The 24,862-nt window shown below is 65.6% G+C and carries 21 protein-coding genes and 1 pseudogene; 14 read left to right on the top strand and 8 right to left on the bottom strand.

What is annotated here, in order from left to right; all coding sequences use genetic code 11:
* Positions 1-71 precede the first annotated feature (71 nt).
* Complete coding sequence (locus ACTDXD_RS25990; protein ID WP_440125024.1) at positions 72-3,383, top strand: AfsR/SARP family transcriptional regulator; 3,312 nt, start codon at positions 72-74, stop codon at positions 3,381-3,383.
* A gap of 47 nt (positions 3,384-3,430) precedes the next feature.
* On the opposite strand, the gene ACTDXD_RS25985 is transcribed toward ACTDXD_RS25990, so the two are convergent.
* Together ACTDXD_RS25985 and ACTDXD_RS25980 are read right to left on the bottom strand one after the other, a co-directional pair.
* Positions 3,431-4,261, bottom strand: coding sequence for an ABC transporter permease (locus tag ACTDXD_RS25985; RefSeq protein WP_440125023.1), 831 nt, complete (start codon positions 4,259-4,261; stop codon positions 3,431-3,433).
* Positions 4,258-5,244, bottom strand: coding sequence for an ATP-binding cassette domain-containing protein (locus tag ACTDXD_RS25980; RefSeq protein WP_440125022.1), 987 nt, complete (start codon positions 5,242-5,244; stop codon positions 4,258-4,260). The genes ACTDXD_RS25985 and ACTDXD_RS25980 overlap by 4 nt, the downstream gene beginning before the upstream one ends.
* A gap of 141 nt (positions 5,245-5,385) precedes the next feature.
* Between ACTDXD_RS25980 and ACTDXD_RS25975 the strand changes: the two genes are divergently transcribed.
* Both ACTDXD_RS25975 and ACTDXD_RS25970 read left to right on the top strand, forming a co-directional pair.
* Positions 5,386-6,723, top strand: a complete 1,338-nt coding sequence (locus ACTDXD_RS25975) for a DNA polymerase IV (protein WP_440125021.1) — start codon at positions 5,386-5,388, stop codon at positions 6,721-6,723.
* Between the two features lie 142 nt (positions 6,724-6,865).
* Positions 6,866-7,366, top strand: a complete 501-nt coding sequence (locus ACTDXD_RS25970) for a hypothetical protein (RefSeq protein ID WP_440125020.1) — start codon at positions 6,866-6,868, stop codon at positions 7,364-7,366.
* Between the two features lie 99 nt (positions 7,367-7,465).
* On the opposite strand, the gene ACTDXD_RS25965 is transcribed toward ACTDXD_RS25970, so the two are convergent.
* A complete protein-coding gene (locus ACTDXD_RS25965) occupies positions 7,466-8,422 on the bottom strand; it encodes a hypothetical protein (protein ID WP_440125019.1) in 957 nt (318 codons plus the stop codon).
* Positions 8,423-8,487: 65 nt separating this feature from the next.
* Here ACTDXD_RS25965 and lspA point away from each other — a divergent pair, with 65 nt between their 5' ends.
* From lspA to dnaE, 5 genes are all read left to right on the top strand, one after another.
* Positions 8,488-9,144, top strand: coding sequence for a signal peptidase II (lspA, locus tag ACTDXD_RS25960; protein ID WP_440125018.1), 657 nt, complete (start codon positions 8,488-8,490; stop codon positions 9,142-9,144).
* Between the two features lie 14 nt (positions 9,145-9,158).
* Positions 9,159-10,067, top strand: coding sequence for an RluA family pseudouridine synthase (locus ACTDXD_RS25955; protein ID WP_440125017.1), 909 nt, complete (start codon positions 9,159-9,161; stop codon positions 10,065-10,067).
* 3 nt (positions 10,068-10,070) lie between these two features.
* A complete protein-coding gene (locus tag ACTDXD_RS25950; RefSeq protein ID WP_440125016.1) occupies positions 10,071-10,709 on the top strand; it encodes a hypothetical protein in 639 nt (212 codons plus the stop codon).
* Between the two features lie 10 nt (positions 10,710-10,719).
* On the top strand, positions 10,720-11,640 hold the full coding sequence (gene rarD, locus ACTDXD_RS25945) for an EamA family transporter RarD (RefSeq protein WP_440125015.1): 921 nt from the start codon (positions 10,720-10,722) through the stop codon (positions 11,638-11,640).
* A 103-nt stretch (positions 11,641-11,743) separates the two neighbouring features.
* Positions 11,744-15,283, top strand: coding sequence for a DNA polymerase III subunit alpha (gene dnaE / locus ACTDXD_RS25940; RefSeq protein ID WP_440125014.1), 3,540 nt, complete (start codon positions 11,744-11,746; stop codon positions 15,281-15,283).
* 18 nt (positions 15,284-15,301) lie between these two features.
* Here dnaE and ACTDXD_RS25935 read toward each other — a convergent pair whose 3' ends face one another.
* On the bottom strand, positions 15,302-15,532 hold the full coding sequence (locus ACTDXD_RS25935; RefSeq protein WP_440125013.1) for a hypothetical protein: 231 nt from the start codon (positions 15,530-15,532) through the stop codon (positions 15,302-15,304).
* A gap of 118 nt (positions 15,533-15,650) precedes the next feature.
* On the opposite strand from ACTDXD_RS25935, the gene ACTDXD_RS25930 reads away from it, so the two are divergent.
* The 3 genes from ACTDXD_RS25930 (at position 15,651) to ilvA (ending at position 19,271) form a co-directional block, all read left to right on the top strand.
* Positions 15,651-16,085: a nitroreductase family deazaflavin-dependent oxidoreductase gene (locus tag ACTDXD_RS25930; protein ID WP_440125012.1), complete on the top strand. Its 435-nt coding sequence runs from the start codon at positions 15,651-15,653 to the stop codon at positions 16,083-16,085.
* A 7-nt stretch (positions 16,086-16,092) separates the two neighbouring features.
* Positions 16,093-17,859 (top strand): pyruvate dehydrogenase, encoded by a 1,767-nt coding sequence (locus tag ACTDXD_RS25925; RefSeq protein ID WP_440125011.1) that lies wholly within the window; start codon positions 16,093-16,095, stop codon positions 17,857-17,859.
* A 92-nt stretch (positions 17,860-17,951) separates the two neighbouring features.
* A complete protein-coding gene (ilvA, locus tag ACTDXD_RS25920) occupies positions 17,952-19,271 on the top strand; it encodes a threonine ammonia-lyase IlvA (protein WP_169686468.1) in 1,320 nt (439 codons plus the stop codon).
* Positions 19,272-19,287: 16 nt separating this feature from the next.
* On the opposite strand, the gene ACTDXD_RS25915 is transcribed toward ilvA, so the two are convergent.
* Both ACTDXD_RS25915 and treZ read right to left on the bottom strand, forming a co-directional pair.
* Complete coding sequence (locus ACTDXD_RS25915; protein WP_440125010.1) at positions 19,288-19,578, bottom strand: hypothetical protein; 291 nt, start codon at positions 19,576-19,578, stop codon at positions 19,288-19,290.
* Between the two features lie 120 nt (positions 19,579-19,698).
* Positions 19,699-21,426: a malto-oligosyltrehalose trehalohydrolase gene (gene treZ / locus ACTDXD_RS25910; RefSeq protein ID WP_440125009.1), complete on the bottom strand. Its 1,728-nt coding sequence runs from the start codon at positions 21,424-21,426 to the stop codon at positions 19,699-19,701.
* Positions 21,427-21,512: 86 nt separating this feature from the next.
* Between treZ and ACTDXD_RS25905 the strand changes: the two genes are divergently transcribed.
* Positions 21,513-22,160, top strand: a complete 648-nt coding sequence (locus tag ACTDXD_RS25905; RefSeq protein WP_440125008.1) for a TetR/AcrR family transcriptional regulator — start codon at positions 21,513-21,515, stop codon at positions 22,158-22,160.
* A 27-nt stretch (positions 22,161-22,187) separates the two neighbouring features.
* Here ACTDXD_RS25905 and ACTDXD_RS25900 read toward each other — a convergent pair whose 3' ends face one another.
* Positions 22,188-22,598, bottom strand: a complete 411-nt coding sequence (locus ACTDXD_RS25900) for a YchJ family protein (RefSeq protein ID WP_440125007.1) — start codon at positions 22,596-22,598, stop codon at positions 22,188-22,190.
* Between the two features lie 96 nt (positions 22,599-22,694).
* On the opposite strand from ACTDXD_RS25900, the gene ACTDXD_RS25895 reads away from it, so the two are divergent.
* The gene (locus tag ACTDXD_RS25895) at positions 22,695-23,315 is read left to right on the top strand and encodes an FHA domain-containing protein (RefSeq protein WP_440125006.1); all 621 of its coding nucleotides are present in this window, start codon (positions 22,695-22,697) and stop codon (positions 23,313-23,315) included.
* Here ACTDXD_RS25895 and ACTDXD_RS25890 read toward each other — a convergent pair.
* Positions 23,296-24,255, bottom strand: a complete 960-nt coding sequence (locus ACTDXD_RS25890) for an alpha/beta fold hydrolase (RefSeq protein WP_440125005.1) — start codon at positions 24,253-24,255, stop codon at positions 23,296-23,298. The two genes, ACTDXD_RS25895 and ACTDXD_RS25890, sit on opposite strands and share 20 nt — an antisense overlap.
* An 81-nt stretch (positions 24,256-24,336) precedes the next feature.
* On the opposite strand from ACTDXD_RS25890, the pseudogene ACTDXD_RS25885 reads away from it, so the two are divergent.
* Positions 24,337-24,837: pseudogene (locus tag ACTDXD_RS25885) on the top strand (TIGR00725 family protein); the annotation flags it as partial.
* Between the last annotated feature and the right edge of the window lie 25 nt (positions 24,838-24,862).

The following is a 24,862-nucleotide window of genomic DNA, read 5'->3' as shown; positions in this document are numbered from 1 at the left end:
GCTCACCGGGGCCCCCGGGAGGTCCAGAGTCTCTCGGGGATCCCGATGTCGGGGTACTAGGATCGGCGGAGGTGCACCACGATTCGAACGACCTCATTGCGGCAGCCGCGGCCGGCGTGGAAGTTGCCCTGTTGGGTGAGGTGGCGACGCGCCGTGGCGACGAGCTGATCCCACTGCCGGGCCTGCGTGCCCGCAGTCTCCTTGCAGCCCTGGCACGCAGGCCGGGCCGCGCGCGCAGCTCCTGGTCGCTGATCGAGGACGTGTGGGGTGACGAGCCGCCGCGCTCGCCGACGAACGCGTTGCACACCCAGATCTCCCGGCTCCGCGCTGTGCTACCCGACGGTGTGCTCGAGAAGGGTCCCGCCGGCTATCGCCTCCTCCTCGACCGGACGCAAGTCGATCTGACCTTGGCGCGAGTGTGCGAGCAACGCGCGCAGCAACAGCGTGCGGACGGAGACCTCTCCGGCGCCGTGGCAACCGTCCGGAATGCACGAACTCTGTGGCGCGGCGAGCCGGGCGCGGATCTGGTGACAGGTGACCTCGCCCGTGAGATCGCCGACGAGGCCGCTGCTCGTGCCGCCGGGCTCGACGCCGTGGAACTGGCCGCGACGGTCGTGATGGGGGAGCTGGAGCAGGCGTTGCCACTGGCACGCGCAGCCGCTGCGAAGGCTCCCGTCGACGAACAGGTACACGGCCAGTTGATGCTGGTGCTCTCGAGCCTCGGACTCGACAGCGAAGCCCTCGAGGTGTTCGCCGGACTCCGCACCAGGCTCGCCGACCGGCTCGGTGCCGATCCGTCACCTCGGTTGGTCGACCTCAATACGGCTATCTTGAAGGGGGAGTCGCCGAGGTTCGCCTCGACACCGGCAGTCGAGGCGGAAGCGCATGCACGGCCACACCGTGCTCCCGAACCGGAACATGGCGCAGCACCGACGATTCCGCGTTCCGTTGGGCTGCGAGCAGCGCCCAATGCCCTGCTCGGGCGCGAGGCAGATCTGGCCGAAGTCGAGCGCCTGATGGCAGATGCGCGCGTGGTCACCGTGCTCGGTCCGGGTGGCACAGGAAAGACCCGTCTCGCGCACGAGATCGGCCTTCGGGCAGCACGAGATATCCCGGTAGCGCTGGTCGAGCTTGCCCCGTTGCGCAACGGGGCCGACGTGGTCGCCGCGATCAGCTCCGTCCTCGGTATCGGTGAGGTCGAGCTGACTCCCGGGACGGTGTTGACCAGAGCGCGGATACACGACGCGCGTGACAGGTTGCGAGAGGCACTCTCGTCGCGTCCGTCGCTGCTGATCGTCGACAACTGCGAACACCTGATCGACGACGTTGCCGAGGTCGTCGCGGACCTGGTCGCGGCGAGCGGACAACTGACAGTGCTCGCCACGAGTCGCGCTCCGATGGCGATCACCGCTGAGGTCGTGTATCCGCTGTCCCCGCTGGACATCGCGGAGGGTGGATCACCAGCAACGGATCTGTTCAGCATCCGCGCGAGGGCCGTGCGTCCGTCGGTGCGGTTGGATCCCGCGGAAGTAGCACGGCTCTGCCGCACTCTGGATGGTCTTCCGCTCGCGATCGAACTGGCCGCCGCGAGGGTGCGCACCATGATGGTCGAGGACATCAATGCCCGGCTCACCGACAGATTCACGCTGCTGCGTTCAAGGGACCGCACTTCCCCCCACCGACATCGCACCCTCTATGCGGTCATCGAGTGGAGCTGGAATCTCCTCGAACCCGATCAACGGGCGGCGCTGCGCCGGTTGTGCAGGTTCCCGGCAGGCTTCACACTCGATGCCGCAGTCGCCGTCGCGCAGTGGGGTCAGGTTGCCGATGCGGCATTCGCGATTGAGGGACTGGTGGCCCAGTCGATGCTCACCGTCGTCGAAGAACGTGCAGGTCTGCGGTACCTCATGCTCGAAACCGTCCGCGAGTTCGGAGAGGAACAGCTGGCCCGCGGCGACGAAGAGGCCGCGGTCCTCGACCGGACGTTCGACTGGGCAGAAGTGTTCTGCCGCGGCGCCGTACGGAGGTTCCTCGACGGCGACCAGACCGCCGTCTCACGCGCGGTCGATATCGAACACGACAACCTGCTCGCCGTGTTGAGACAGGCGCTCAGCGGCGGACAGGACCGGGTGGCGCTGACGGTGTTCCCGGTCCTCGGCATGCTCTGGACGTTGCGCGGCACACACTCCGAGGTGCTCGCCTGGTCTCCCCGGATTCTCGACCTCGATCCCCGGGGCGCGGAAGCCCGTGCAGTGCCGGGAAACCTCCTCGCCTCGAGTTACCTGCTCGTCGCCACTGTGCTGTCGTTCAGCGGTGTCAGCCGCGAGCTTGCCTTCACCCGAATTCGGCTCCGCGACATCGTCCGGACCCGAGACGATCTCGATCCCGTGATCGCCACGGCCACCGCGCTGCTGGTGCTACCGGTATCCGGCCGGGGTGTCGCGCGTGCGCTGGCCGTTGCGGTGCGACACCCCGATCGGGCGTCACGTTGTGCTGCGCTGATAGTGCGGGCCAACCTGCGGGAGAACAGCGGCGACATGTACGGTTCCTGGTCCGATGGCCGGGCGGCGCTCGAGCTCGCCCTGGCGGCGGGGGAGGAGTGGACGGTGTCGATGGTCAACCAACACCTCGGCAGTATCGCCGCGCAGTCGGGCCGTTACGAGGAAGCGGTCGCCTACTACCGTGACAGTGCCGAGCAGTTGCGGGAATTGCACGCATACGACGAGTCCGCGGCTCTGCACAGCTATATTGCTGCTGCGCTGGTAGGTCTGGGTCGCGTCGGCGACGCGCGCCGCGAGCTGGATCAGGTCGGTGACCCCGACGACACGACCGTGCATGACCGGAATCAGGGGATCGCCGCACTCTCCGCGAGTCGCGCCGAAGTGAACTTGGCATCCGGTGAAATCGACGCCGGACTGCGAGGTTACCGGACTGCGCTCGCGCTGAGGGGCTGGCCGGACACAGGCATCGACGACATTCCCGATCCGTTCGGGACGCTGGTCGTGGCGGCGACCATCGGCGCTCATGTCCTCGCCGGTCGTGCAGCCGAAGCAGGGGACGTCGTCGACTGGCTCGGAACAAGGATGAGGGAAGACCTCGGCCCGGAGGGGTACCGCGATCTGCCCCAGATCGGGGCAGTGGCGTGCGCGCTCGGTAGTTTCGATGTCGCGACCGGATCCGAGGGTGGATTGCGATTGCTGGCACTGTCCACGAGAGCAATTCCTCGGCAGGACTTTCCGTCGATGAAGGTGTCGCGGCATCTGGACCTGGCTCGGGTGACCTCAGGCGCCGAGCGCGTCGAAGAGGCACTCGCCGCGGTCGCGGGACTTCGTCGTCACCATGCCCGATCCTCGATCCTCGAAGCGCTCGGCAGCCGCAAGTAGTGCAGGTCCGCATGGGTCCTGCACTACTTGCGGGCGGTGGGTCGGCATCACGCCTTGCGCATGTACGCGCGTACTGCCAGTGGCGCGAACACCACCACGATGACCGCGGCGCCGACCAGCGACCACACCAGCGGCATCCCGACCTGGCCGTTGTTCACCAGGTCGCGCACGGCCGTCACGAGATGCGAGACCGGATTGATGCTCACGAACGTCTGCATCCAGCCCGGCATCGTATCGGCGGGTACGAACGCGTTGGACATGAAGGTCAGAGGGAACAACACGAGCATCGAGATACCCTGCACAGCCGACGCTTTGTTCATCAGCACACCCATCAGTGCGAAGATCCAGCTGATCGCGAAGGCGCACACGACGACGAGGAGGCCGGCCGCCACGACACCGATGATCCCACCGTCCGGTCGGAATCCCATCGCGTACCCCATGGCGAAGGTGATGGTTGTTGCGATCGCGTACCGGACGATATCCGAGAGCAGCGCGCCTGCCAGCGGCGAGATCCGGGCGATGGGGAGGGATTTGAAGCGGTCGAAGACTCCCTTGTCCATGTCGTCGCGCAGCTGGGTCCCGGTCACGACGGACGCGGTGATCACAGTCTGGACCAGGATGCCCGGGATGATGATCGGAAGGTACGACGCGACGTCACCGGCGATGGCTCCACCGAAGATGTAGGTGAACATCAGCGTGAAGATGATGGGCTGGATCACGACGTCGAACAACTGTTCGGGATTGTGCTTGACTTTGACGAGCCCGCGGTACCCCATTGTCAGCGACTGGGTCACGGTGTCGCGGAGTCCGACGCGACGTGCAGTGGGGAGCGGGCGGGGTGCGATGCCGGGTCGCTCAGTGGCAAGAGTGGTCGTCATGCGACGCTCGATTCGTTGTGGGGGGCGGTCGCCGAATCGGCGTCGTGCCCGGTGATGGTCAGAAACACTTCGTCCAGGCTGGGTTTGCTCACCGTGATTTCGTCGACGACGATGCCGTTGTCGCGCAATCGGATCAGCAATTCGGGGGTGATCGAGGTGTCGGTCAGTGGTGCGGTGAGCCGCGCTGCCTCGGGGCTGACGGCGACGTCGACCCCCAGTGCTTCGATGAGGATCGCGCGGGTCGCTTCGGCGTCTTCGTGGTCGACCAGCGACAGGTGCAGCGATGACATTCCGACCGACGCCTTGAGCTCGTCGGCGGTGCCGTCCGCGATCACGCGGCCGTGATCGATCACGGCGATCCGGTCCGCGAGCTGATCGGCCTCGTCCAGGTACTGCGTGGTCAGGAGCACGGTGGAACCCTCGGCGACGAGCCTGCGGATCGTGTCCCACATCTGGGCACGGGTGCGCGGATCAAGACCGGTCGTCGGCTCGTCGAGAAACAGCAGTGGCGGCTGCGAGATGAGACTGGCCGCCAGGTCGAGGCGACGGCGCATACCGCCGGAGAAGTACTTCAGTGCCCTGCTCGCGGCATCCTCGAGCGCGAACTCCTCGAGCAGTTGGTGGGTCTTCCGCCGCGAATCTGCGCGGCTCAGACCCAGTAGACGCGCGAAGATGATCAGGTTCTCGGTCGCGGTCAGATCCTCGTCGACCGACGCGTACTGCCCGGTGACGCCGACCAAGGAACGCACCGCTGTCGGTTCCGCGACCACGTCGTGCCCGAATACTCGGGCGCTGCCTGCGTCCGGCCGTAACAGTGTGGCGAGCATACGGATGGTGGTGGTCTTGCCCGCGCCGTTGGGGCCGAGCACGCCGTAGACCGAGCCGGTCGGGACAGTGAGGCTGACGCCGTCGACGGCAGTGAATGCGCCGAAACGTTTGACCAGCCCGTCGGCCTCGATGGCAGGGGGAGACGAATGGTTCATGCGTGGTGCCCTTCGGATCGTGGTTGCTGATGCCACTGTCCGCGCACCCGATTGCACGCCTCTTGCATGGCACTTGCGTCTTGCTTGCGCGTTCGAACGCCCGGCAACGAGCGTGTTGGCGTAGCCCTCTAACCTGGGGAGATGACCACCGCCGCGAACCGGCGCTGGGTCCTACACGTGGACCTCGACGCATTCTTCGCGTCCGCCGAGCAGCTCACCCGGCCGACCCTTCGGGGTCGGCCGGTACTGGTCGGTGGTCTCGGGGCACGCGGGGTCGTGGCGGGCGCGAGCTACGAAGCGCGCGGCTACGGTGCCCGCTCGGCGATGCCGATGAGCCGCGCGCGCAGGCTCGTCGGGGCCGGCGGGATCGTGCTACCTCCACGCGGTGTCGTGTACCGAGAGTTGAGCACCGCAGTGTTCGACACCCTGCGTTCACGAGTACCGGTCCTCGAGACGCTCTCGCTCGACGAGGCATTCGCCGAACCCGTGGAACTGGCCGGGGCGTCCGCCGAGGAAGCCGACCGCTTCTGTGCGGAGTTGCGGGCCGAAATCCTGGAGAAGACCGGTCTCGTGGCCTCCATCGGTGCGGGGTCGGGGAAGCAGATCGCGAAGATCGGGTCGGGGCTGGCCAAACCGGACGGACTGCTCGTCGTGCGACCGGAGGAAGAACTCACGCTGCTGCACGGCCTTCCTGTGCGCAGCCTGTGGGGTATCGGACCGGTGGCCGAGGAACGGCTGCGGAAGCTGGGGATCGACACCATCGGCCACCTTGCGGCCCTTCCTGTCACCGAGGTCGCGTCCATTCTCGGTACAACGATCGGCCCTGGCCTGCACAGGCTGGCCAACGGTCTCGACGACCGCCCCGTGGTCGAACGCGCCGAGGCCAAACAGGTCAGTGCCGAAACCACCTATGCGACAGACATCGTGGCGTTGCAGTACCTGCGGCGCGCGGTGACTACCAGTGCGACCGCTGCGCACGAGCGGCTACGCAAGGACGGGCGTGCCGCGCGGACGGTGGTCCTCAAGCTGCGTAAGTCCGACATGTCGATTCTCACCAGGTCGACGACATTGCCCTATCCCACGGAAGACGTGCAGGTACTCACAGCCGCGGCGCAACGTCTGGCTCTCGACCCACTCGAGATCGGGCCCATCAGGCTTGTCGGCGTGGGGTTCGCCGGGCTGTCTGCGATTGCGCAGGATTCGCTCTTTCCGGAACTCGATGCGCTCGAACCGGAACCGTCGCGAGCTGATCCGATCGGCGACAGCGTGTCCGAGCCGGCGCAGGCGCCGGGCCGGCGGTGGCAGCCCGGAACCGACGTCCGGCATCCGGATTTCGGACACGGCTGGGTCCAGGGGGCCGGCCACGGTGTCGTCACGGTTCGATTCGAGACGAGGTCCACCGGGCCTGGGCCTGCGCGGACGTTGGACGAGGCAGATCCGTTGCTGGACCACGCCGATCCACTGTCGAGCCTGCACTGACACGCGTTCCAGCGGCCCTCAAGGTTCTGCCGATACCGCCGGGTACTCTTGCGGACGACCCGCCTGTCGCGGTGGACCCATCCGTCGCTGGATGACCGAGCACGAAGGTCGTGTTCGTTCGAGAACGAGAAGGACGAGAATTTTGAAGCTTCGCAAGATCACCGTCGCTACGGTGGCGCTCGCCGCCGCCCTCACGATGACTGCCTGCAGCTCGGATGACGGAGGCTCGACCGAGACGACCGCGGCAACCTCGACGGCAGAGACCACGACGTCGGAGGCCGTTGCATCCGAGTACCCGCCGGTGCCCACCGTCGAGGAACTGCAGACCATGCTCGACCAGGCCTTCGACGGCAGCATTCCGGCCGAGGAGAAGCAGAACCTCGTGCAGGGTGCAGAGCTCGATCCGACCCTGATCGACCAGGTCGCAGCAGCCGCGCAGCAGGCCGGTGCGAAGGTCACCATCATCGATATCAACGACAACGAGGACGGCACTGCGACTGCGGGTATCGAGACCGCCATCGGCGATCAGGTATCCACGGGCACGGTCATGTTCGTTGCTGAAGACGGCTACTGGAAGCTGTCGCAGGACAACGCGTGTGCGATCGTGTCGCTGGCGGCCCTGCAGACGCCCGCGTGCCCGTAAGTTCCTGAGAACAGTCTCATTTCATGAGACGGGGATGGTGGCCGGCGCGGAGATCCGCGTCGGCCACCGCCGCTTCGGTGACCAGTCGACCGGACCGGCTCAATTTCCCGGGGTGTGCCAGCCCACCCGGTCCACCTGGGACTGCGACAACCGAGTTTCGCCATTCGGGTCGAGATAGGTCTGATCACCGCTCACCGTGAAGTCGCCCTGAACGGGCAGTGGCTTACTCGGGTCGATCGTCATCGTTCCGTCGCCTGCCATCGTGTATTCCTCGACGGACAGCTGCCCTTGTCCGTTGGGCAACATCCAGGTCGACTCCTGCGGAATCTGTTCGACGCGGACATCCACGCGGATCCGGTCGTCGTCGCGGGAGACGAGAGTAGCCGTGCCGACCTGATCGATCGTGATTCCCGCGCTCATCACCTGTTGGTGGCTCTCCCACACCGCGCCCACACCGATCGCTTCGTCGGGGAACGCCACCATCCGGTAGACCGCTTGGTAGAAGGCCTGTTCGAGTGCTGAGCGCGCCACGTTGGGTACCGCGGTCCCCGGTTCGAGTCGCAGCGCACTGACCGCACCGTTGGGGCCCATCGTCAGCCCGGCTCCGGACCCCTGGACCTCGGTGAGGGATGTCTCGAGGTGCGGGTCGGGGGTACTGACATCACCGAGTATCAGGTCGACCACGGTGCCGGGTGCTCCCTCGGCCACCGACTCGGTGACCGTCGCGGACAGCGGTGTCGTCAGTTCAGGGGTGGAGAAGTCCTGCGCCGCTTGATCGCCGATCTGCTGGTGCACCTCGGAGCGCGTGGTCAGGATCACGCTCTGTTCGGTACCGGTTGCGGGCGTCAATCGCACAACCTCGCGGGGCTCGGCTCCCGCATCGAGCACTGTCGCGGTCACAGCGGACACGGGCACCGTCACCTCGGTCGAAGACGCGGCGGTCACCGCGGGAGTGCCGTCGGGCGAATCACCGCATCCCGTGACGAGCGCGGTGAGCGACAGGACGGCGGCGAAGGCGCACGGCCTCGTATAGGCGAATCTCGACAGCACAGGCACGTCACCAGGGTAGCCACGACGGGCGCGGTGGCCGCTTCCTCGGCTGGGTAGGGGATGATGGCGGAGTGAGTGACGAAGCTTCCCGGCCCGATCCTGCGTTCGATACGCCGGAACCGCCCGCACCGGATCCCCCGGTGAAAGCGCAGGCGGGACCGAGGCGGCTGCGCAATCTGCTCGTCGTGGCAGCGGTGATCTACGTGGCCGATCTGATCACGAAGATTGCCGCCGTCCACTACATCGACCCGTCCGATCCCATCTCGGTCATCGGCGACACCGTGACATTGACGCTGATCCGCAACCCCGGCGCCGCGTTCTCGATGGCGACCGGCATGACGTGGGTGCTCACGCTGGTGGCGATCGGGGTCGTCATCGGTGTGATCAAGATCGGCCGGACGCTGCGCTCGCTGTGGTGGGCTCTGGGGTTGGGGTTGGTGCTCGGAGGTGCGCTCGGAAATCTCACCGACCGGCTGTTCCGCTCTCCCGGGCCGCTGCAGGGGCATGTCGTCGACTTCGTGTCGGTCGGATGGTGGCCCGTGTTCAACGTCGCCGATTCGGCGATCGTGTGCGGCGCGATCCTGCTCGTCGCGTTGACGGTGTTCGGCGTCGAGCCCGATGGAACACGTGCGAACTCCGGGGACACAGCGACACCGGCAGACGCAGCCCTACCGGACAGCGCAGGGGACAGCGAATCGGAATCCAACGGAAAGGAAGAACGTCAGTGAGGGAGACCCGGGCCATGCCCGTACCGGACGGACTCGACGCGATGCGGGTCGATGCCGGACTGGCCCGTCTGCTCGGTTTGTCCCGCACGGTGGTCGCTGCGCTCACCGAAGAGGGCTCCGTGATCATGGACGGTGCGCCGATGGGCAAATCGGATCGACTCTCTGCGGGATCGTGGCTCGAAGTGGTCCTGCCCGAGCCTCCGCGGCCGTTGACCATCGACGCGAAGCCCGTCGAAGGTATGGAGATCCTCTACTCCGACGACGACATCGTCGCTGTCGACAAACCCGTCGGTGTGGCCGCGCATGCGAGTGTCGGCTGGACGGGTCCGACGGTCATCGGTGGTCTGGCCGCCGCTGGCTTCCGCATCTCGACCTCGGGTGCACACGAACGGCAGGGCATCGTGCACCGGCTCGACGTCGGCACTTCGGGCGTCATGGTCGTCGCGACCTCCGAGCGTGCGTACACCGTGCTCAAGCGCGCATTCAAGCAGCGCACCATCGACAAGCGGTACCACGCACTCGTGCAGGGCCACCCTGATCCGAGCAGCGGCACCATCGACGCCCCGATCGGGCGGCACCGAGGTAGCGACTGGAAGTTCACGGTCACGGCGGACGGCAAACCCAGCATCACGCACTACGACACCGTCGAAGCGTTCCAAGCGGCGAGCCTGCTCGACATCCACCTCGAGACCGGCCGCACCCACCAGATCCGTGTGCACTTCTCCGCTCTACGGCACCCGTGCTGCGGAGACCTGACCTACGGCGCCGATCCGCGTCTCGCGGCTCGTCTCGGGTTGGAACGCCAGTGGCTGCACGCACGCTCTCTCGGATTCGCGCATCCGACCCGCGGGAACTGGGTCGAGATCACCAGCAAATACCCGGCTGACCTCGAGCACGCACTCGACGTATTGCGCAACGCCTGAGCCATGGCCCGGATTGTGTCATGGTCGGCGACGGCTGCGTTGGTGCTCGCGGTGCTCCTCGCCGGTGTGCTCAACCCGGTCCGTCCGGCGTCGGTGCGCACCGACGCGCTCGGCCCCGACAACGGAGAGCAGGTCGCGGACTATCTGGGCCGCGCCGAGTCGACTCTGACCGAACTCGGACCGGACCCGAGCTGGGCGCTCGTGTCGTTCGTCGAACCGCTGGATGTCGCCGCAGTTGCCGCGCTGCCGGGCACCCTGCGCGTCGCCCAGGTCCTCTTCCGGGTGCCGATCGACCGGGTGCAGACCCCGTTCGTCACCGTCGCCGTGTCGGCGCATCCGGAGGCGCTGCAGCGCGCTCCGGACGTCGCTGCAGGGCGGTTGCGCAGCACCGCTGCAGCAAGCGATCGCGCGGGTCTGATCGCTGCCGTCTCCGCGGAGCGACTCGCGGCCGAGTGCGCATGCGTGGTGGGGATCGTCGTACGAGGTACCGGTGACCAGTTACGAACGGCGGCCACCGCTCCCGAAGTCCGGGCGGTCGAAGCGCTGCCGTCGGATGCGGTGGCCGGGAGGTTCTCGGTGAGACCACTGTTGCCCGAACATATCGACACGGTGGCCCCCGGCGCTGACGACGGCGAGCCGTAGGAGCCGACGATTGTCCACCAAACCACATGACCCGACGGCCACCGGTGTGCTCTGCGGCATCGGCGCGTATGCCGCATGGGGATTGTTTCCGGCGTTCTTCGGACTGCTCGCGCCCGCGGGGGCGGTGGAGATCCTCGCCCATCGCGTGGTGTGGACGCTCGTGCTGATGATGTTGCTGCTCGCGGTTCTCGGTCGGCTTTCCGGCCTGCGTCATCTCGGACCGCGTACCTGGTCACTCGTCGCGGCAGCGTCGACGGCGATCGCCGTCAACTGGGGTGTCTACATCTACGCTGTGGTCTCCGGGCAGGTCATCCAAGCCGCACTCGGATACTTCATCAACCCGCTCGTGAGTGTCGTGTTCGGTGTGTTGTTCTTCCGCGAGCGGCTCCGGCCCGCGCAGATCGTGGCGTTGATCGCCGCCGCCGTCGCAGTGGTGGTGATCACCGTCGATTACGGGCGTCCACCGTTCCTCGCGCTGATTCTCGCTTTCTCGTTCGCGTCCTACGGCGTGCTCAAGAAGATCGTGCCTCTCGACCCGCGGACGTCTCTGGCGGGCGAGGGCATCGTCGCGATGCCTTTCGCAGTGGTCTATCTCGTCTTTCTCGGCGTCACCGGTTCCGGAACCTTTGCCGGGTACGGCATCGGGCACTCGCTGTTGCTGATGTCGGCGGGACTGGTGACCGCGGTGCCGTTGTTGCTGTTCGGGGCTGCGGCGCATCGGGTGCCACTCGCGACGATGGGCATGCTGCAGTACCTCACACCCAGTCTGCAGATGGTGTGGGGAGTGATGGTTCTGCACGAGGACATGCCTGCTTCACGGTGGATCGGATTCGCGCTCATCTGGGCGGCGCTCGTGGTGTTCAGCGCTGATGCGCTGGCCCACGTGCGGCGTGAGCGCGGCCTCCGCGCGACAGCGACGAGTGTGGAGTAGCACGCATCACCGTCTGCTGTCGGACACCGGTGTGCCTGTCCGATGACGTTGCACCGAGCGCCTAGACTCGTCGTTGCCCACAGACTTTCCGGGAGAGGCACGCGTGGCTGACTCGTTCGTTCATCTGCACAATCACACCGAGTACTCGATGCTCGACGGCGCGGCGAAGCTCGGGCCGTTGTTCGCCGAGGCCCAACGGCTCGAGATGACAGCTGTCGGTATGACCGACCACGGAAACATGTACGGCGCCAGTGAGTTCTACAACTCCGCGACGAAAGCCGGTATCAAACCGATCATCGGGATCGAGGCCTATGTCGCGCCCGAGTCACGCTTTTCCACCAAGCGAGTGAAGTGGGGCGACCCCAGCCAGAAGTCCGACGACGTGTCGGGCTCGGGTGCTTACACGCACATGACGATGGTCGCAGAGAACGCGACCGGCCTGCGCAACCTGTTCAAGCTCTCTTCGCTTGCGTCGATCGAGGGGCAGCTCGGCAAGTGGGCCCGCATGGACGAAGAGCTCATCGCACAGCACCACGAGGGGATCATCGCGACCACCGGATGTCCTTCGGGTGAGATCCAGACGCGCCTGCGTCTCGGTCACGACCGTGAGGCACTCGAGGCTGCCGCGAAGTGGCAGGAGATCTGGGGCAAGGACAACTTCTTCCTCGAATTGATGGACCACGGCCTGTCGATCGAGCGGCGTGTCCGCGAAGGCCTCCTCGAGATCAGTAACAAGCTCGGGATCCCGCCGTTGGCGACCAACGACTGCCACTACGTCACCAAGGATGCCGCAGAGAACCACGAAGCTCTGCTGTGCATCCAGACCGGTAAGACCCTGTCGGATCCCACCCGATTCAAGTTCGACGGTGACGGCTACTACCTCAAGTCGGCGCAGGAGATGCGCGAGCTCTGGGACAGTCAGGTTCCCGGAGCGTGCGACAACACCGTGCTGATCGGCGAGCGCGTGCAGTCCTACAAGGAGGTGTGGGAGCACCACGATCGGATGCCGATCTTCCCGGTTCCGGAGGGAGAGACGCAGGCCAGCTGGCTGCACAAGGAAGTCATGCGCGGCCTCGACCGCCGGTTCCCGCACGGGCCTGTCCCCGAGGAGTACCTGCGGCGCGCCGAATACGAGATCAGTGTCATCAACGAGATGGGGTTCCCCGCCTACTTCCTCGTCGTCGGCGACCTGATCAACCACGCCAAGGACGTCGGGATCCGAGTCGGCCCCGGTCGAGGCTCAGCGGCAGGATCGCTCGTCGCATACGCCATGGGGATCACCAACATCGACCCCATCCCGCACGGCTTGCTGTTCGAGCGATTCCTCAACCCCGAACGCGTGTCGATGCCCGATATTGATATCGACTTCGACGATCGCCGTCGCGGAGAGATGGTCCGCTACGCCACCGAGAAGTGGGGCAGCGACAAGGTCGCGCAGGTCATCACGTTCGGCACCATCAAGACCAAGGCTGCGATCAAAGACGCGGCGCGCGTCCAGTTCGGTCAGCCGGGGTTCGCGATCGCCGACCAGATCACCAAGGCGCTTCCGCCGCCGATCATGGCGAAGGACATCTCGGTGTCCGGCATCACCGACCCGACGCACGAGCGGTACAAGGAAGCCGTCGAAGTCCGATCGCTCATCGACTCGAACCCGGACATCGCGAAGATCTATCAGACCGCCAAGGGACTCGAGGGTCTGATCCGCAACGCGGGTGTGCACGCGTGCGCGGTGATCATGTCGTCCGAGCCGCTCATGGATGCGATCCCCCTGTGGAAGCGCGCGCAGGACGGTGCGATCATCACCGGCTGGGATTATCCCTCGTGTGAAGCCATCGGCCTGCTCAAGATGGATTTTCTGGGGCTGCGCAACCTCACTGTCATCGGTGATGCGATCGACAACATCCGGGACAACCGCGGGATCGAACTCGATCTCGACACGTTGCCGCTCGAAGATCCTGCGACCTACGAACTGCTCGCGCGCGGCGACACCCTCGGGGTGTTCCAGCTCGACGGTAGCGCCATGCGCGACCTCCTGCGGCGAATGCAGCCGACGGGGTTCGAAGACATCGTTGCCGTGCTCGCGTTGTATCGCCCGGGCCCGATGGGCATGAACGCGCACAACGACTATGCGGACCGCAAGAACGGACGGCAGGAAGTCAAGCCGATCCACCCGGAGCTCGAAGAGCCCCTGAAGGAGATCCTCGCGGACACCTACGGTCTGATCGTCTACCAGGAGCAGATCATGCAGATCGCTCAGAAGGTTGCCGGTTACTCCCTCGGACGCGCAGACATTCTGCGTCGCGCCATGGGTAAGAAGAAGGCCGAAGTCCTCGCCGCGGAGTTCGAGGGCTTCGAAGCGGGCATGCTCGCCAACAGCTACGGCAAAGACGCGATCAAGGCGCTGTGGGACACCATCCTCCCGTTCGCCGGCTACGCGTTCAACAAGTCGCATGCGGCCGGTTACGGCCTCGTGTCCTTCTGGACGGCGTACCTCAAGGCGAACTACCCCGGTGAGTACATGGCAGGACTCCTGACGTCCGTTGGTGACGACAAGGACAAAGCTGCTGTGTACCTGTCCGACTGCCGCAAGATGGGCATCACGGTGCTGCCGCCGGACGTCAACGAATCGCACACCAACTTCACCTCGGTCGGTGAAGACATCCGGTTCGGGCTCGGCGCGGTCCGCAACGTCGGTACGAATGTCGTGGCGTCCATCGTCAGAGGACGCGAGGAGAAGGGTCGGTACGTCGACTTCTCCGACTATCTGGGCAAGATCGACACGGTCGCGTGCACCAAGAAGGTCACCGAATCGCTCATCAAGGCGGGCGGATTCGACTCGCTGAAGCATCCCCGCAAGGGCCTCATGCTCGTGCATGCCGACGCCATCGATGCTGTGATGAGCACCAAGAAGGCCGAGGCCATCGGACAGTTCGACCTGTTCGGTGGTGCCGACGCCGACGAATCGGTTGCGTCGGTGTTCAACGTCCGGATCCCCGACGAGGAGTGGGACAGCAAGCACCTTCTTGCGCTCGAGCGGGAGATGCTCGGACTCTACGTGTCCGGCCACCCGCTCAACGGTGTCGAGCACGTGCTCGCGTCCCAGGCCGACACGCAGATCCCCGCGATTCTCGAGGGCGGTCTCAAGGACGGCACTCAGGTCACGGTGGGCGGAATTCTCGCCTCCGTGAACCGCCGTATCAACAAGAACGGTCTCGCATGGGCGTCCGCACAGCTCGAGGATCTCACCGGTGGGATCGAGGTGCTCTTCTTCCCCCAGTCGTACGCGGTGTACGGCATGGATGTCGTCGAGGACTCGGTTGTGCTCGTCAAAGCGCGCGTGTCGATCCGCGACGACCGAATCTCGTTGATCGCCAATGATCTTGCGGTACCGGATCTTTCCCAGGTGGGTGTGGCCAAGCCGGTGTCGGTGGCGATGCCGACCCGGTTGTGCACTCCCGACAAGGTCGGAGCGCTCAAGAATGTACTGACCAGGCACCCCGGCACCGCGGACGTCCACGTCCGGCTGATCACAGGCAGTAAGGTGACTCTGCTCAAGCTCGACGACAGTCTGCGCGTGGAACCGTCGTCGGCATTGATGGGCGACCTCAAGGCACTGCTCGGACCGGGATGTCTCGCGACCTGAGGTCGCGGGCGGTGGCCGCTAGTGGGAAGTGCGCCGGTAGTACGCAAGGCGCACCCACCACGTGACGGTGGTGGCCGCCGCGGCGGTGAGCACAGCGATCTGTGCGGTACCTGTGATCACGAACAGGGCAATGAGCAGCAGGGCGCCGACAGCAAGAGCCTCGAGTTTGTAGAGCGGCCATTCGGTGCCGGCGATGTCGACACCGGCCACGCGAGCGGTCCTGCGGGGCCGCAGGTCGAGGGTCGTCATGGAGTGGCACCTCCGGTCGAGGAAAGTCTTCCTTCAGGGTAGACGCATAGAAGAATTCGGGTCAACGAACTTCTGGTCCTGGGTGTGCCGGATCACCCCGCGGTGTTCACTGGTAGGTATGCCTCTCACCGGAGAATACGAACCCAGCCCGTCGAAATGGGCCGCCGACCAGGTCGAAACCTACGAGTCTTCCGGCGGTACCGCCGGTACCACCCTCAATGGCAAGCCCGTCGTCGTCCTCACCACGCGCGGCGCCAAGACCGGAAAAGTACGCAAGACTCCGTTGATGCGAGTCGAACACGACGGGGAGTACGCGGTTGTGGCCTCGCTCGGCGGGGCACCGAAACATCCCGTCTGGTACTACAACGTCGTTGCGAACCCTCAGGTGGAACTGCGAGACGGTACCGAGGTGCACGACATGGTGGCGCGCGAACTGCACGGCGACGAGAAGACGCTGTGGTGGGACCGAGCGGTGGCTGCATTCCCCGACTACGCCGACTACCAGGCCAAGACCGATCGTCAGATCCCCGTTTTCGTCCTCGAACGGAAGTAGGCCGGGCATGGCTGCGCGGACCGTCGCGGATCAGCTGGTCGGTCAACTCGTCGATGCGGGTGTGCGCCGCATCTACGGAATCGTCGGTGACAGTCTGAACCCGGTCGTGGATGCCGTGCGCCGTACCGGCGGCACCGCGTCGGGCGGTATCGACTGGATCCACGTGCGTCACGAGGAGGCTGCGGCATTCGCTGCTGCGGCGGATGCACAGCTCACCGGGGAGCTGGCGGTGTGTGCGGGATCGTGTGGGCCGGGCAACTTGCATCTGATCAACGGGCTCTACGACGCGCACAGATCCGGAGCGCCGGTGCTCGCCATCGCCTCACATATTCCGTCCACCCAGATCGGCTCCGGATACTTTCAGGAAACCCATCCCGACCGTCTGTTCGTCGAATGCTCCACCTACACCGAGCTGATCAGCGCTGCAGCGCAAGCTCCTCGGGTGCTGCAGAGCGCGATGTCGCACGCACTCGCCGGGCCGGGTGTTGCCGTCGTCACCCTGCCCGGTGACATCGCGGCACTGCCCTCGGAAGGGCCGGCGCCGCGACTGGTCCGTACAAGTGCCCCGACCGTCGTGCCCGCAGAGTCGGACGTACGAGCGCTGGCCGAGGCGATCGATGCCGCCGACAAGATCGCGATCTTCGCCGGCGCGGGTGTTCGCGGTGCACGCGAAGAGGTCTTGGACCTCGCGGAGACAGTGGCAGCGCCGATCGGGCACAGCCTGCGCGGCAAGGAATGGATCCAGTACGACAACCCGTTCGATGTAGGAATGACCGGCCTACTCGGCTACGGCGCCGCACACGACGGTATGCACGGTGCCGACCTGCTGTTGCTCATCGGTACCGACTTCCCCTACGAGCAGTTCCTCCCGGACGTGCGCACGGCGCAGATCGACATCGATGCGAGCAGGCTCGGCCGTCGCACCGAGTTGGATCTCGCAGTGCACGGTGACACCGCCTCGACCTTGCAGGCGTTGAAACCGTTGATTCGGCGCAAGTCCGACCGGAAGTTCCTCGAGCGCACACTCGAGCGTCACCGCGATCTGATGGACAAGGTTGTCGGCGCGTACACGACACCTGTCAAGCAGCGGAAGCCGATTCACCCCGAGTACGTCGCGTCGATTCTCGACGACCTCGCCTCCGACGACGCGGTGTTCACTGCCGATACCGGTATGTGCAACGTGTGGTCGGCCCGGTATCTCACCCCGAACGGTCGCCGACGTTTTCTGTCGTCCGCACTGCACGGGTCGATGGCCAATGCGCTGCCGCACGCGATCGGTGCCCAGTTCGCGGCACCCGACCGGCAGGTGATCTCCGTCAGCGGAGACGGTGGTCTGTCGATGTTGCTCGGGGAACTGATCACCGTGGTCATGCATCGGTTACCGGTCAAGATCGTCCTGTTCGACAATGCGACCCTCGGCATGGTGAAACTCGAGATGCTCGTCGACGGCCTCGCAGACTTCGGCGTGGATGTGCCGGCAGTCGACTATGCGCGGGTGGCCGAAGCGCTCGGGTTCTACGCGCGCCGAGTAGCGGACCCAGGGGAGGTGGAGCAGACACTGCGCAGCGCATTTGCTCATCCCGGACCGGCGCTGATCGACGTCGTGACCGATCCGCTGGCGCTGTCGCTCCCCCCGACGATCACCGGTGAGCAGGTGAAGGGCTTCGCTCTCGCCATGTCGAGGCTGGTGATGAACGAGGGGGTGGGTGAAGCGGTGAAGATGGCGAAATCGAATATACGAAACCTGCCGAGACCGTCCCAGTTCCGATCCTGACCGACCGCGAAGGGGGTCGCGTGGGCAGTCCGAGCGGCAAGTGGCAGCATTGAACAGTGACCTCCACCTGGCGAACCGCTGAACCAACGCACATGACTGCCGTCCCGACTGCGGCCGATATCGACATTGCGGCGGAGCGAATTGCGGAGGCAGTTTCACCTACCCCTATCGAACTGAGCCCTCGGCTGTCGGCTCTCACCGGTGCGCACGTCTACCTCAAGCGCGAGGATCTGACGCGTGTGCGCTCGTTCAAACTGCGTGGCGCCTACAACGCGATGGCCCAGCTGGACGATAGGGAACGTGCTGCCGGGGTTGTGACGGCCAGCGCGGGTAATCATGCGCAAGGTGTCGCGTACGCGTGCCGGACGATGAGAGTCGCAGGCCGCATCTACGTGCCCGCGCGGACCCCGAAGCAGAAGCGTGACCGCATCCAGGTGCACGGCGGTGAGTTCGTCGAACTGATCGCCGTGGGGGATACTTTCGACGCCGCCGCTGCTGCGGCGGCCGACGACGCGGAACGCACCGGCGCGACGATGATCCCGCCGTTCGACGACGTCCGTACTGCAGCGGGGCAGGGGACCATTGCCCGCGAGATCATCGATCAACTCCCGGGCGACCTGGATGTGCTCGTGGTACCGGTCGGCGGCGGGGGACTGATCGCGGGTATCGCGGCCTACCTGCGCGAGAGATCCCCCCGTACCGCGATCGTCGGCGTCGAACCCCGCGGTGCGGCATCCATGACCGCTGCACTGGTCGCCGGGGGCCCAGTGACCCTCCCCGAGGTGGAACCGTTCGTCGACGGCGCCGCTGTCAAGCGGATCGGTGACGTCCCGTACGCGGTGGTGTCGCAACTCGGTGCCGAGGTGGTGTCGCATTCGAGTCTGCCGCTCGTCGCGAGCCTGCGTGCGGAAGGTCTCGGGCATGCCCCGTTCGGCATGACCCAGGTCGACGAGGGTGCGGTGTGCACGTCGATGCTCGACCTCTACCAGAACGAGGGCATCATCGCCGAACCCGCGGGCGCGCTCGCGGTCGCGGCGCTCGAGGATCTGTCGATCGAACCTGGTGCAACAGTTGTGTGTCTGGTCTCCGGAGGCAACAACGATGTGTCCCGGTACGGAGAGATCGTCGAACGATCACTCGTTCACCGGGGTCTCAAGCACTATTTCCTCGTGAACTTCCCTCAGGAGCCGGGAGCGCTGCGGCGGTTCCTCGATGAAGTGCTCGGCCCCGATGACGACATCACCCTGTTCGAGTACGTCAAACGGAACAACCGTGAGACCGGTGCGGCGCTCGTCGGTATCGAACTCGGTGCAGCGGAGGATCTTTCGGCGCTCTTGCATCGAATGGACACATCGCCGCTCGAGGCGGGCCGGCTCGAGCCGGGCTCGCCCGCCTACCGCTACCTCACATAGGACTCGTTACCCGAACTCACCAGGGCATGCATACGAGCCAGGGCCCGAACCAGAAGCAATTCGGACGCCAGAAGTGTCCGCGATTCCAATCGTTGTGTCCGCGATCCCAATCGCGGTGGTTGCGGTCCTTGTTCCAATCGTTGTCGTGGTGCCCTCCTCGTTCGTGATCCCAGCCGCGGTCGTTGTGTCTGACATCGACTACGCCCGGAGCCGAGTCCGTTGCCGGGGCTGCGGTGGCCACGGCCATGGGTGTGAAGACAAGAGCGGTTGTGAGAAAGGCGCTCGCCAGTACTTTCTTGGGTTCCATCACGATTCACCTCGAAAAATTTCGGCGGTATTCTGACGGTACGCGCGGTCTCGAGGCTTGATCAAGGGGGATCGTGGGGCAGATGTTCGGCAGATGTTGACTGTTCGGTCAACCGGCAGTTCAGGATTCGAGTACGACGAACGAATGTCCCGGCACCAGTACCGCCGATTTCGTCCGGTTCATGACGGGGTCGTCCCACCAGAGCAGTGGTCGGCCACCGACAGGAACGGTCACAGGATCACCACCGAGATTGCACACCACGCGAATCGCACCGCGATGCACCACGATCCAGTGTTCGTCCTCGTCGTATGTCAGCTGCAGGTGCTCGAGCCAGGGGTCGGTGAGTTCGGCGCGGAAGCGACGCAGTTCGAGCAGCTGCCGGTAACAGTCGAGCAAGCGCGCATGCTCGGGATCGGTGCGCTCGTCCCAGCGAAGGATCGATCGGCGGAAGGTCTCCGGATCCTGAGGATCCGGGACATCGTCGATGTCCCATCCGTGTTCACCGAACTCTCGTCGGCGTCCCTCGACGACGGCCCTCGCGAGTTCGGGTTCGGGGTGCGAGGTGAAGTACTGGAATGGGGTGCTTGCCCCCCATTCCTCGCCCATGAACAACATCGGGGTATACGGCGAGGTGAGAACGAGTGCGGCCTTGACCGCGAGTTGCCCCCGATCGAGATAGCCGCCCGGCCGGTCGCCGCGGGCTCGGTTGCCGACCTGATCGTGGGTGCACGTGTACGCGAGCAGCGAACTGGCCGGTACCCGCCGCACATCGAGTGGGCGTCCGTGCACGCGGCCACGGAACGACGAGAACGTGCCCGCGTGGAAGAAGCCGTGCCCGAGGGTACGTGCAAGACACTCGAGGGAACCGAAATCACCGTAGTAGCCTTGGCTCTCGCCCGAGACTGCGGTGTGAATCGCATGGTGGACGTCGTCGTCCCACTGTGCGTGCATGCCGTATCCGCCTGCGGACCGGGGTGTGATCGTTCGGGGATCATTGAGGTCGCTCTCGGCGATCAGGCTCAGGGGACGACGGAGATGAGCGGACAGACGCAGAGTTTCGACCGACAGCTCCTCGAGCACGTGCACCGCGGTCTGATCGATCAGCGCGTGGGTGGCGTCGAGCCGGAGCGCGTCGATGTGGAACTCGCTGAACCAGCGCAGGGCGTTGTCGATGATGTAGCGACGCACCTCACCGGATCCGGGGCCGTCGAGATTGATGCTCTCGCCCCAGATTCCCGGTTTCTCCGATACATAGGGACCGAATCTGCCCAGGTAGTTTCCGGAGGGGCCGAGATGGTTGTAGACCACGTCGAGCGCCACGGCGATGCCGCGGGCGTGGGCGGCATCGACGAACCGTTGCAGTGCGTCGGGGCCGCCGTACGGTTCGTGTACCGCATACCAGAGCACTCCGTCGTAGCCCCATCCGCGGGGGCCGTTGAATGCATTGACAGGCATCAACTCGACGAAGTCGATTCCGAGGGCCACGAGATCGTCGAGATGCTCGATGGCGGCGTCGAGGGTGCCTTTCTCGGTGAACGTGCCGATGTGCAGTTCATAGAGCACGCTGCCCGCGAGTTGTCGTCCGGTCCAGGCGCGGTCGGTCCAGCGGTCGGGATCGATCCCGTGCAACTGTGACGGTCCGTGTACGCCGTCCGGCTGCCGCTGGGAACGGGGATCGGGCAGCACGTTCTCGTCGTCGTCGAGAACGTAGCCGTAGCGTGACCCGGGGGAGGCATCGACGGCGGCGCGCCACCAGCCGTCGTCCCCTCGATCCATCGGATGGAGCTCGCCGTCGACGTGGAGGCGAACGGACGACGGGATCGGAGCCCAGACCTCGAAGGTGTGCACGAGGCCAAGCATGCCCTGTTCGTGAGCGTGGCGCAGCACCTTTCCGGTGCACCGGCAATGCAGTCGATACTGTTAGGCTGAACTCGATGTCCGCAGCCAAGAGAACGTACAGCTCACCGTTGCGGGATGAGGCTGCGCGCCGCACACGCATAACGATCCGAGATGCCGCGGCGACATTGTTCGAGCGCAACGGGTACGTGAGCACCACCGTCAAACAGATCGCCGGCGAAGCGGGTGTCGCAGTGCGAACGGTCTTCACCGCCTTCCCGGAGGGCAAAGCCCAGCTGTTCCGGGAAGCGCTCGACGCCGCCGTCACCGGGGATGCGGCCGACGCCGACCCGAGTACTCCCGGCTCGCCTCAGTCGCGGTCACCGCGCGCGTCGGGCGCCGCAGCCGCCGTCATCGACCAGGTGGTGGGGTATGGAGCGGCGATGCTCGAGCGTGCCGGTGGCCTACTGATCACGTCGATCGAATCGTCGGGCGCTGACCCCGACATGTTGCGGTTCGCCGAGGACGACGCGCGCGCTACCGCAGAGAATGCGCGAACCCTCGCCGAGGGGTTGCACCGCAGCGGATGGCTACGTACCGACGTCACCGTCGACCATGCCGCGGACGTGCTCTACACCCTCAGCTCCCCGCAGGTACACGCGTTGCTGCGACGCGATTGCGGATGGGACGTCGACCGGTATCGCACGTGGCTCGCCGACACCCTGCGAACGACGCTGTTGCGCTGAGCCCGAATCCCTGAAACCTGCCCACACCTACCGGCCGCCGGTTGCGTCCAGGTACAGCCAGGCGCCGTCCTCACGGACGAAACGGCTGTGTTCGTGCAGGACGTCGGCGCTTCCGCTCGCGATGTAGTGCGCCCGGAACTCGACCGTGCCCTCTGTATGAAGGAATCCGCCGCCCGTCGTCCGCAGTATCTCGAGACCGGTCCACCTGGTCCCGGGGTCGAGGTCGAGCGATGCGGGCCGGGACGACGGATGCCATGTCCGTAGCAGGTACGCGGTGTCGCGGAGTACGAACGCCGTGTACCGCGACCGCATCAATTCCTCGGGTCGCGATGCGACACCGCCGTCGAGCAACCTCCCGCAGCAGTCGGAGAATCGGATTCCGCGTCCACACGGGCACGGATGGTCGGTAGCTGGCTTCTGGTCGCGATGTCGGTTCACCTGACCATTGTCGTCGAGCGCGCGGGACGAGTGGCGGCGTGTCCTTGCCGAACACCTCGCGCGGGCGCACGATTGATCCGTGTGCAGGAGACCTCGGTGAGCGACGCGCTCGATCCGCGTCTGACGTACCTCGACGAACGTGGGCATCAGCACCATGTGGTGTTGACGTCGCGGACTCCGAGGGTGACGATCGGCCGCGCTACCGACGCCGATGTTGCATTTCCCGGCGACGACGAGGTCTCGCGCCTGCATGCGGTGGTCGAGTGGCTCGGCACCGACTGGACCATCCTCGACGACGGGCTCTCGCGCAACGGAACTTTCGTCAACGGTGAGCGGATTGCGGGGCGCCGGCGGTTGCGTGAAGGCGACAGTATCCGTATCGGTTCGCACCGCCTGCGCTTCCAGGAGATCGGAGCGGGCCCCGACGAGGCTACCCGCATGGCCACAGAGCTGCCCACGGTGAACTCGTTGACGGAAATCCAGCGCGGGGTCCTGCGTGCGCTGTGTCGTCCGTACAAACACGGGGTGGCCTTCGCGTCGCCCGCGTCGAACCAGACCATTGCTTCGGAGATGTATCTCAGTGTGGACGCCGTGAAAACACATCTGCGGACACTGTTCGCGAAGTTCGGAGTCGAGGATCTACCGCAGAACCGCAAGCGAGTGCGTCTTGCCGAACTTGCGATGCACACGGGTGTGGTCAGCGAACGCGACCTGTGACCTCTGTTGCGGCTGTTCGGGCACGGGACACCCGATCGGCCAGATCTCTGAGCGCCGCGGCCACCGCGTCGGGATGCTCGACCGTGACCGAATGACCGGCACCCTCGATGCGTACGAGTTCCGAGTGCGCCAGCCGCGCCGCCACACCGACTGACAGCTCGAACGGCGTCAGCTCGTCATGGGATCCGCACAGCACAAGTGACGGGAGGTGAGTCAGAACGGAGAGAGCCGCGGCTTCGTCGAGCACTGCGAAGGACCGGAGAAAGCCCGCGATCGTGACCACCGACGTGTCGCTGCACAGCAATGCGAGCACCGTAAGCACCCAGGCATCCGACCTCGACGACACGGTGCGGCGACGATGCAGCGCACCGGCTACGGGCAGTCCCACTCGGCCGCTCCACCGCGCGATTCGCTGTGTGGTGTCCGGTGCCCGGGACACAGCCCGGCGGAACAACTCCACCACCGGGCTGTGCAGATACCGCCCGAGCCCGGAAAGAGCGAGATCGTCGGCCGCGGTGGAGATCAATGCGACTCCCGCGACGCGCGTGCTGATGTCGGTCGAATGTTGACGCGCATAGGACAGGATCGCCATGCCGCCCATCGAATGCCCCACCAGGACGATGGGTCCGGAAGTGGCGGCGTCGAGCACCACACCCAGATCGCGCCCGATCCGGTCGAGGGTGTACGTCTCGGCGGGTGCTGCACCGGACCGGCCGTGGCCACGATGGTCGAAGAACACCATCCGCACCGGCCGGCCCATCGCGAAGAACAGGGCCTGACGCAACCGAGACCAGATGTCGGTGTCGTGACAGTGGCCGTGCACGAACACGAACGTCGTTTCCGCTGTGTCGGGGCCGGCGGCGGTGACTGCAAGGGGCACGCCGTCGTCGGTGTACACCGTAGTGTGCCGCAGACGAGTCGAATGGTGAGAAGCGGGCATGTCACCAGGGTGCGTGCCTTGGCACGGTGACGTGAGCTCCCCTGCCGGTGGAATCCGAAAACCGGGGATAGGTGCCCTTTCACCCTTGGGGTAGTGGACAATCCCGATATGCATTCGCAGCGCTATGTCGGTGTCGTCGGTCCGGGCGAGGCGACTCCCGAGCAACGGCGAGTCGCCCGTCAGGTCGGCGGTCTGCTCGCCGGCCGCAGAGCAGTCGTTGTCACCGGCGGTCTCGGCGGGGTCATGGCCGCGGCCTCCCGGGGGGCGATCGAGGCGGGTGGGACCACGCTCGGGCTGCTTCCCGAGGACGACCGGGTGGTGGGTAATCCGTACCTGACGGTTGCGATCCCGACCGGCCTGGGAGAGATGCGTAACGCGCTGCTCGTGCGCAGCAGCGACGCACTCGTGGTGGTCGGCGGGAGCTGGGGAACGATGAGCGAGATCGCGTTGGCCGTACGCACGGGGGTACCGGTCGTGTCGATCGGAGGCTGGAAGATGCCCGCGGGGGGCGTACTCGACGTCGAATCGCCGGAGGAAGCGGTCGAATGCCTGCACGCATTGCTATGGCGTAAGGACGCCTGACCCTTCACATTCCGTGAAAACGTTC

The sequence above is a fragment of the Rhodococcus sp. SJ-3 genome (assembly GCF_051918125.1).
GTDB lineage: Bacteria > Actinomycetota > Actinomycetes > Mycobacteriales > Mycobacteriaceae > Rhodococcus.
The sequence above is the reverse complement of the archived record's forward strand: the minus strand, read 5'-3'. Positions and strand labels throughout refer to the sequence as shown.

Coding starts and splice junctions, on each gene's coding strand:
- ACTDXD_RS25930 (WP_440125012.1), top strand. CDS start 15,651: ATGCCTCTCACCGGAGAATACGAACCCAGCCCGTCGAAATGGGCCGCC.
- ACTDXD_RS25985 (WP_440125023.1), bottom strand. CDS start 4,261: ATGACGACCACTCTTGCCACTGAGCGACCCGGCATCGCACCCCGCCCG.
- ACTDXD_RS25925 (WP_440125011.1), top strand. CDS start 16,093: ATGGCTGCGCGGACCGTCGCGGATCAGCTGGTCGGTCAACTCGTCGAT.
- ACTDXD_RS25915 (WP_440125010.1), bottom strand. CDS start 19,578: ATGGAACCCAAGAAAGTACTGGCGAGCGCCTTTCTCACAACCGCTCTT.
- ACTDXD_RS25935 (WP_440125013.1), bottom strand. CDS start 15,532: ATGACGACCCTCGACCTGCGGCCCCGCAGGACCGCTCGCGTGGCCGGT.
- ACTDXD_RS25950 (WP_440125016.1), top strand. CDS start 10,071: ATGGCCCGGATTGTGTCATGGTCGGCGACGGCTGCGTTGGTGCTCGCG.
- ACTDXD_RS25905 (WP_440125008.1), top strand. CDS start 21,513: ATGTCCGCAGCCAAGAGAACGTACAGCTCACCGTTGCGGGATGAGGCT.
- ilvA (WP_169686468.1), top strand. CDS start 17,952: ATGACTGCCGTCCCGACTGCGGCCGATATCGACATTGCGGCGGAGCGA.
- ACTDXD_RS25890 (WP_440125005.1), bottom strand. CDS start 24,255: ATGCCCGCTTCTCACCATTCGACTCGTCTGCGGCACACTACGGTGTAC.
- ACTDXD_RS25955 (WP_440125017.1), top strand. CDS start 9,159: ATGCCCGTACCGGACGGACTCGACGCGATGCGGGTCGATGCCGGACTG.
- ACTDXD_RS25975 (WP_440125021.1), top strand. CDS start 5,386: ATGACCACCGCCGCGAACCGGCGCTGGGTCCTACACGTGGACCTCGAC.
- ACTDXD_RS25980 (WP_440125022.1), bottom strand. CDS start 5,244: ATGAACCATTCGTCTCCCCCTGCCATCGAGGCCGACGGGCTGGTCAAA.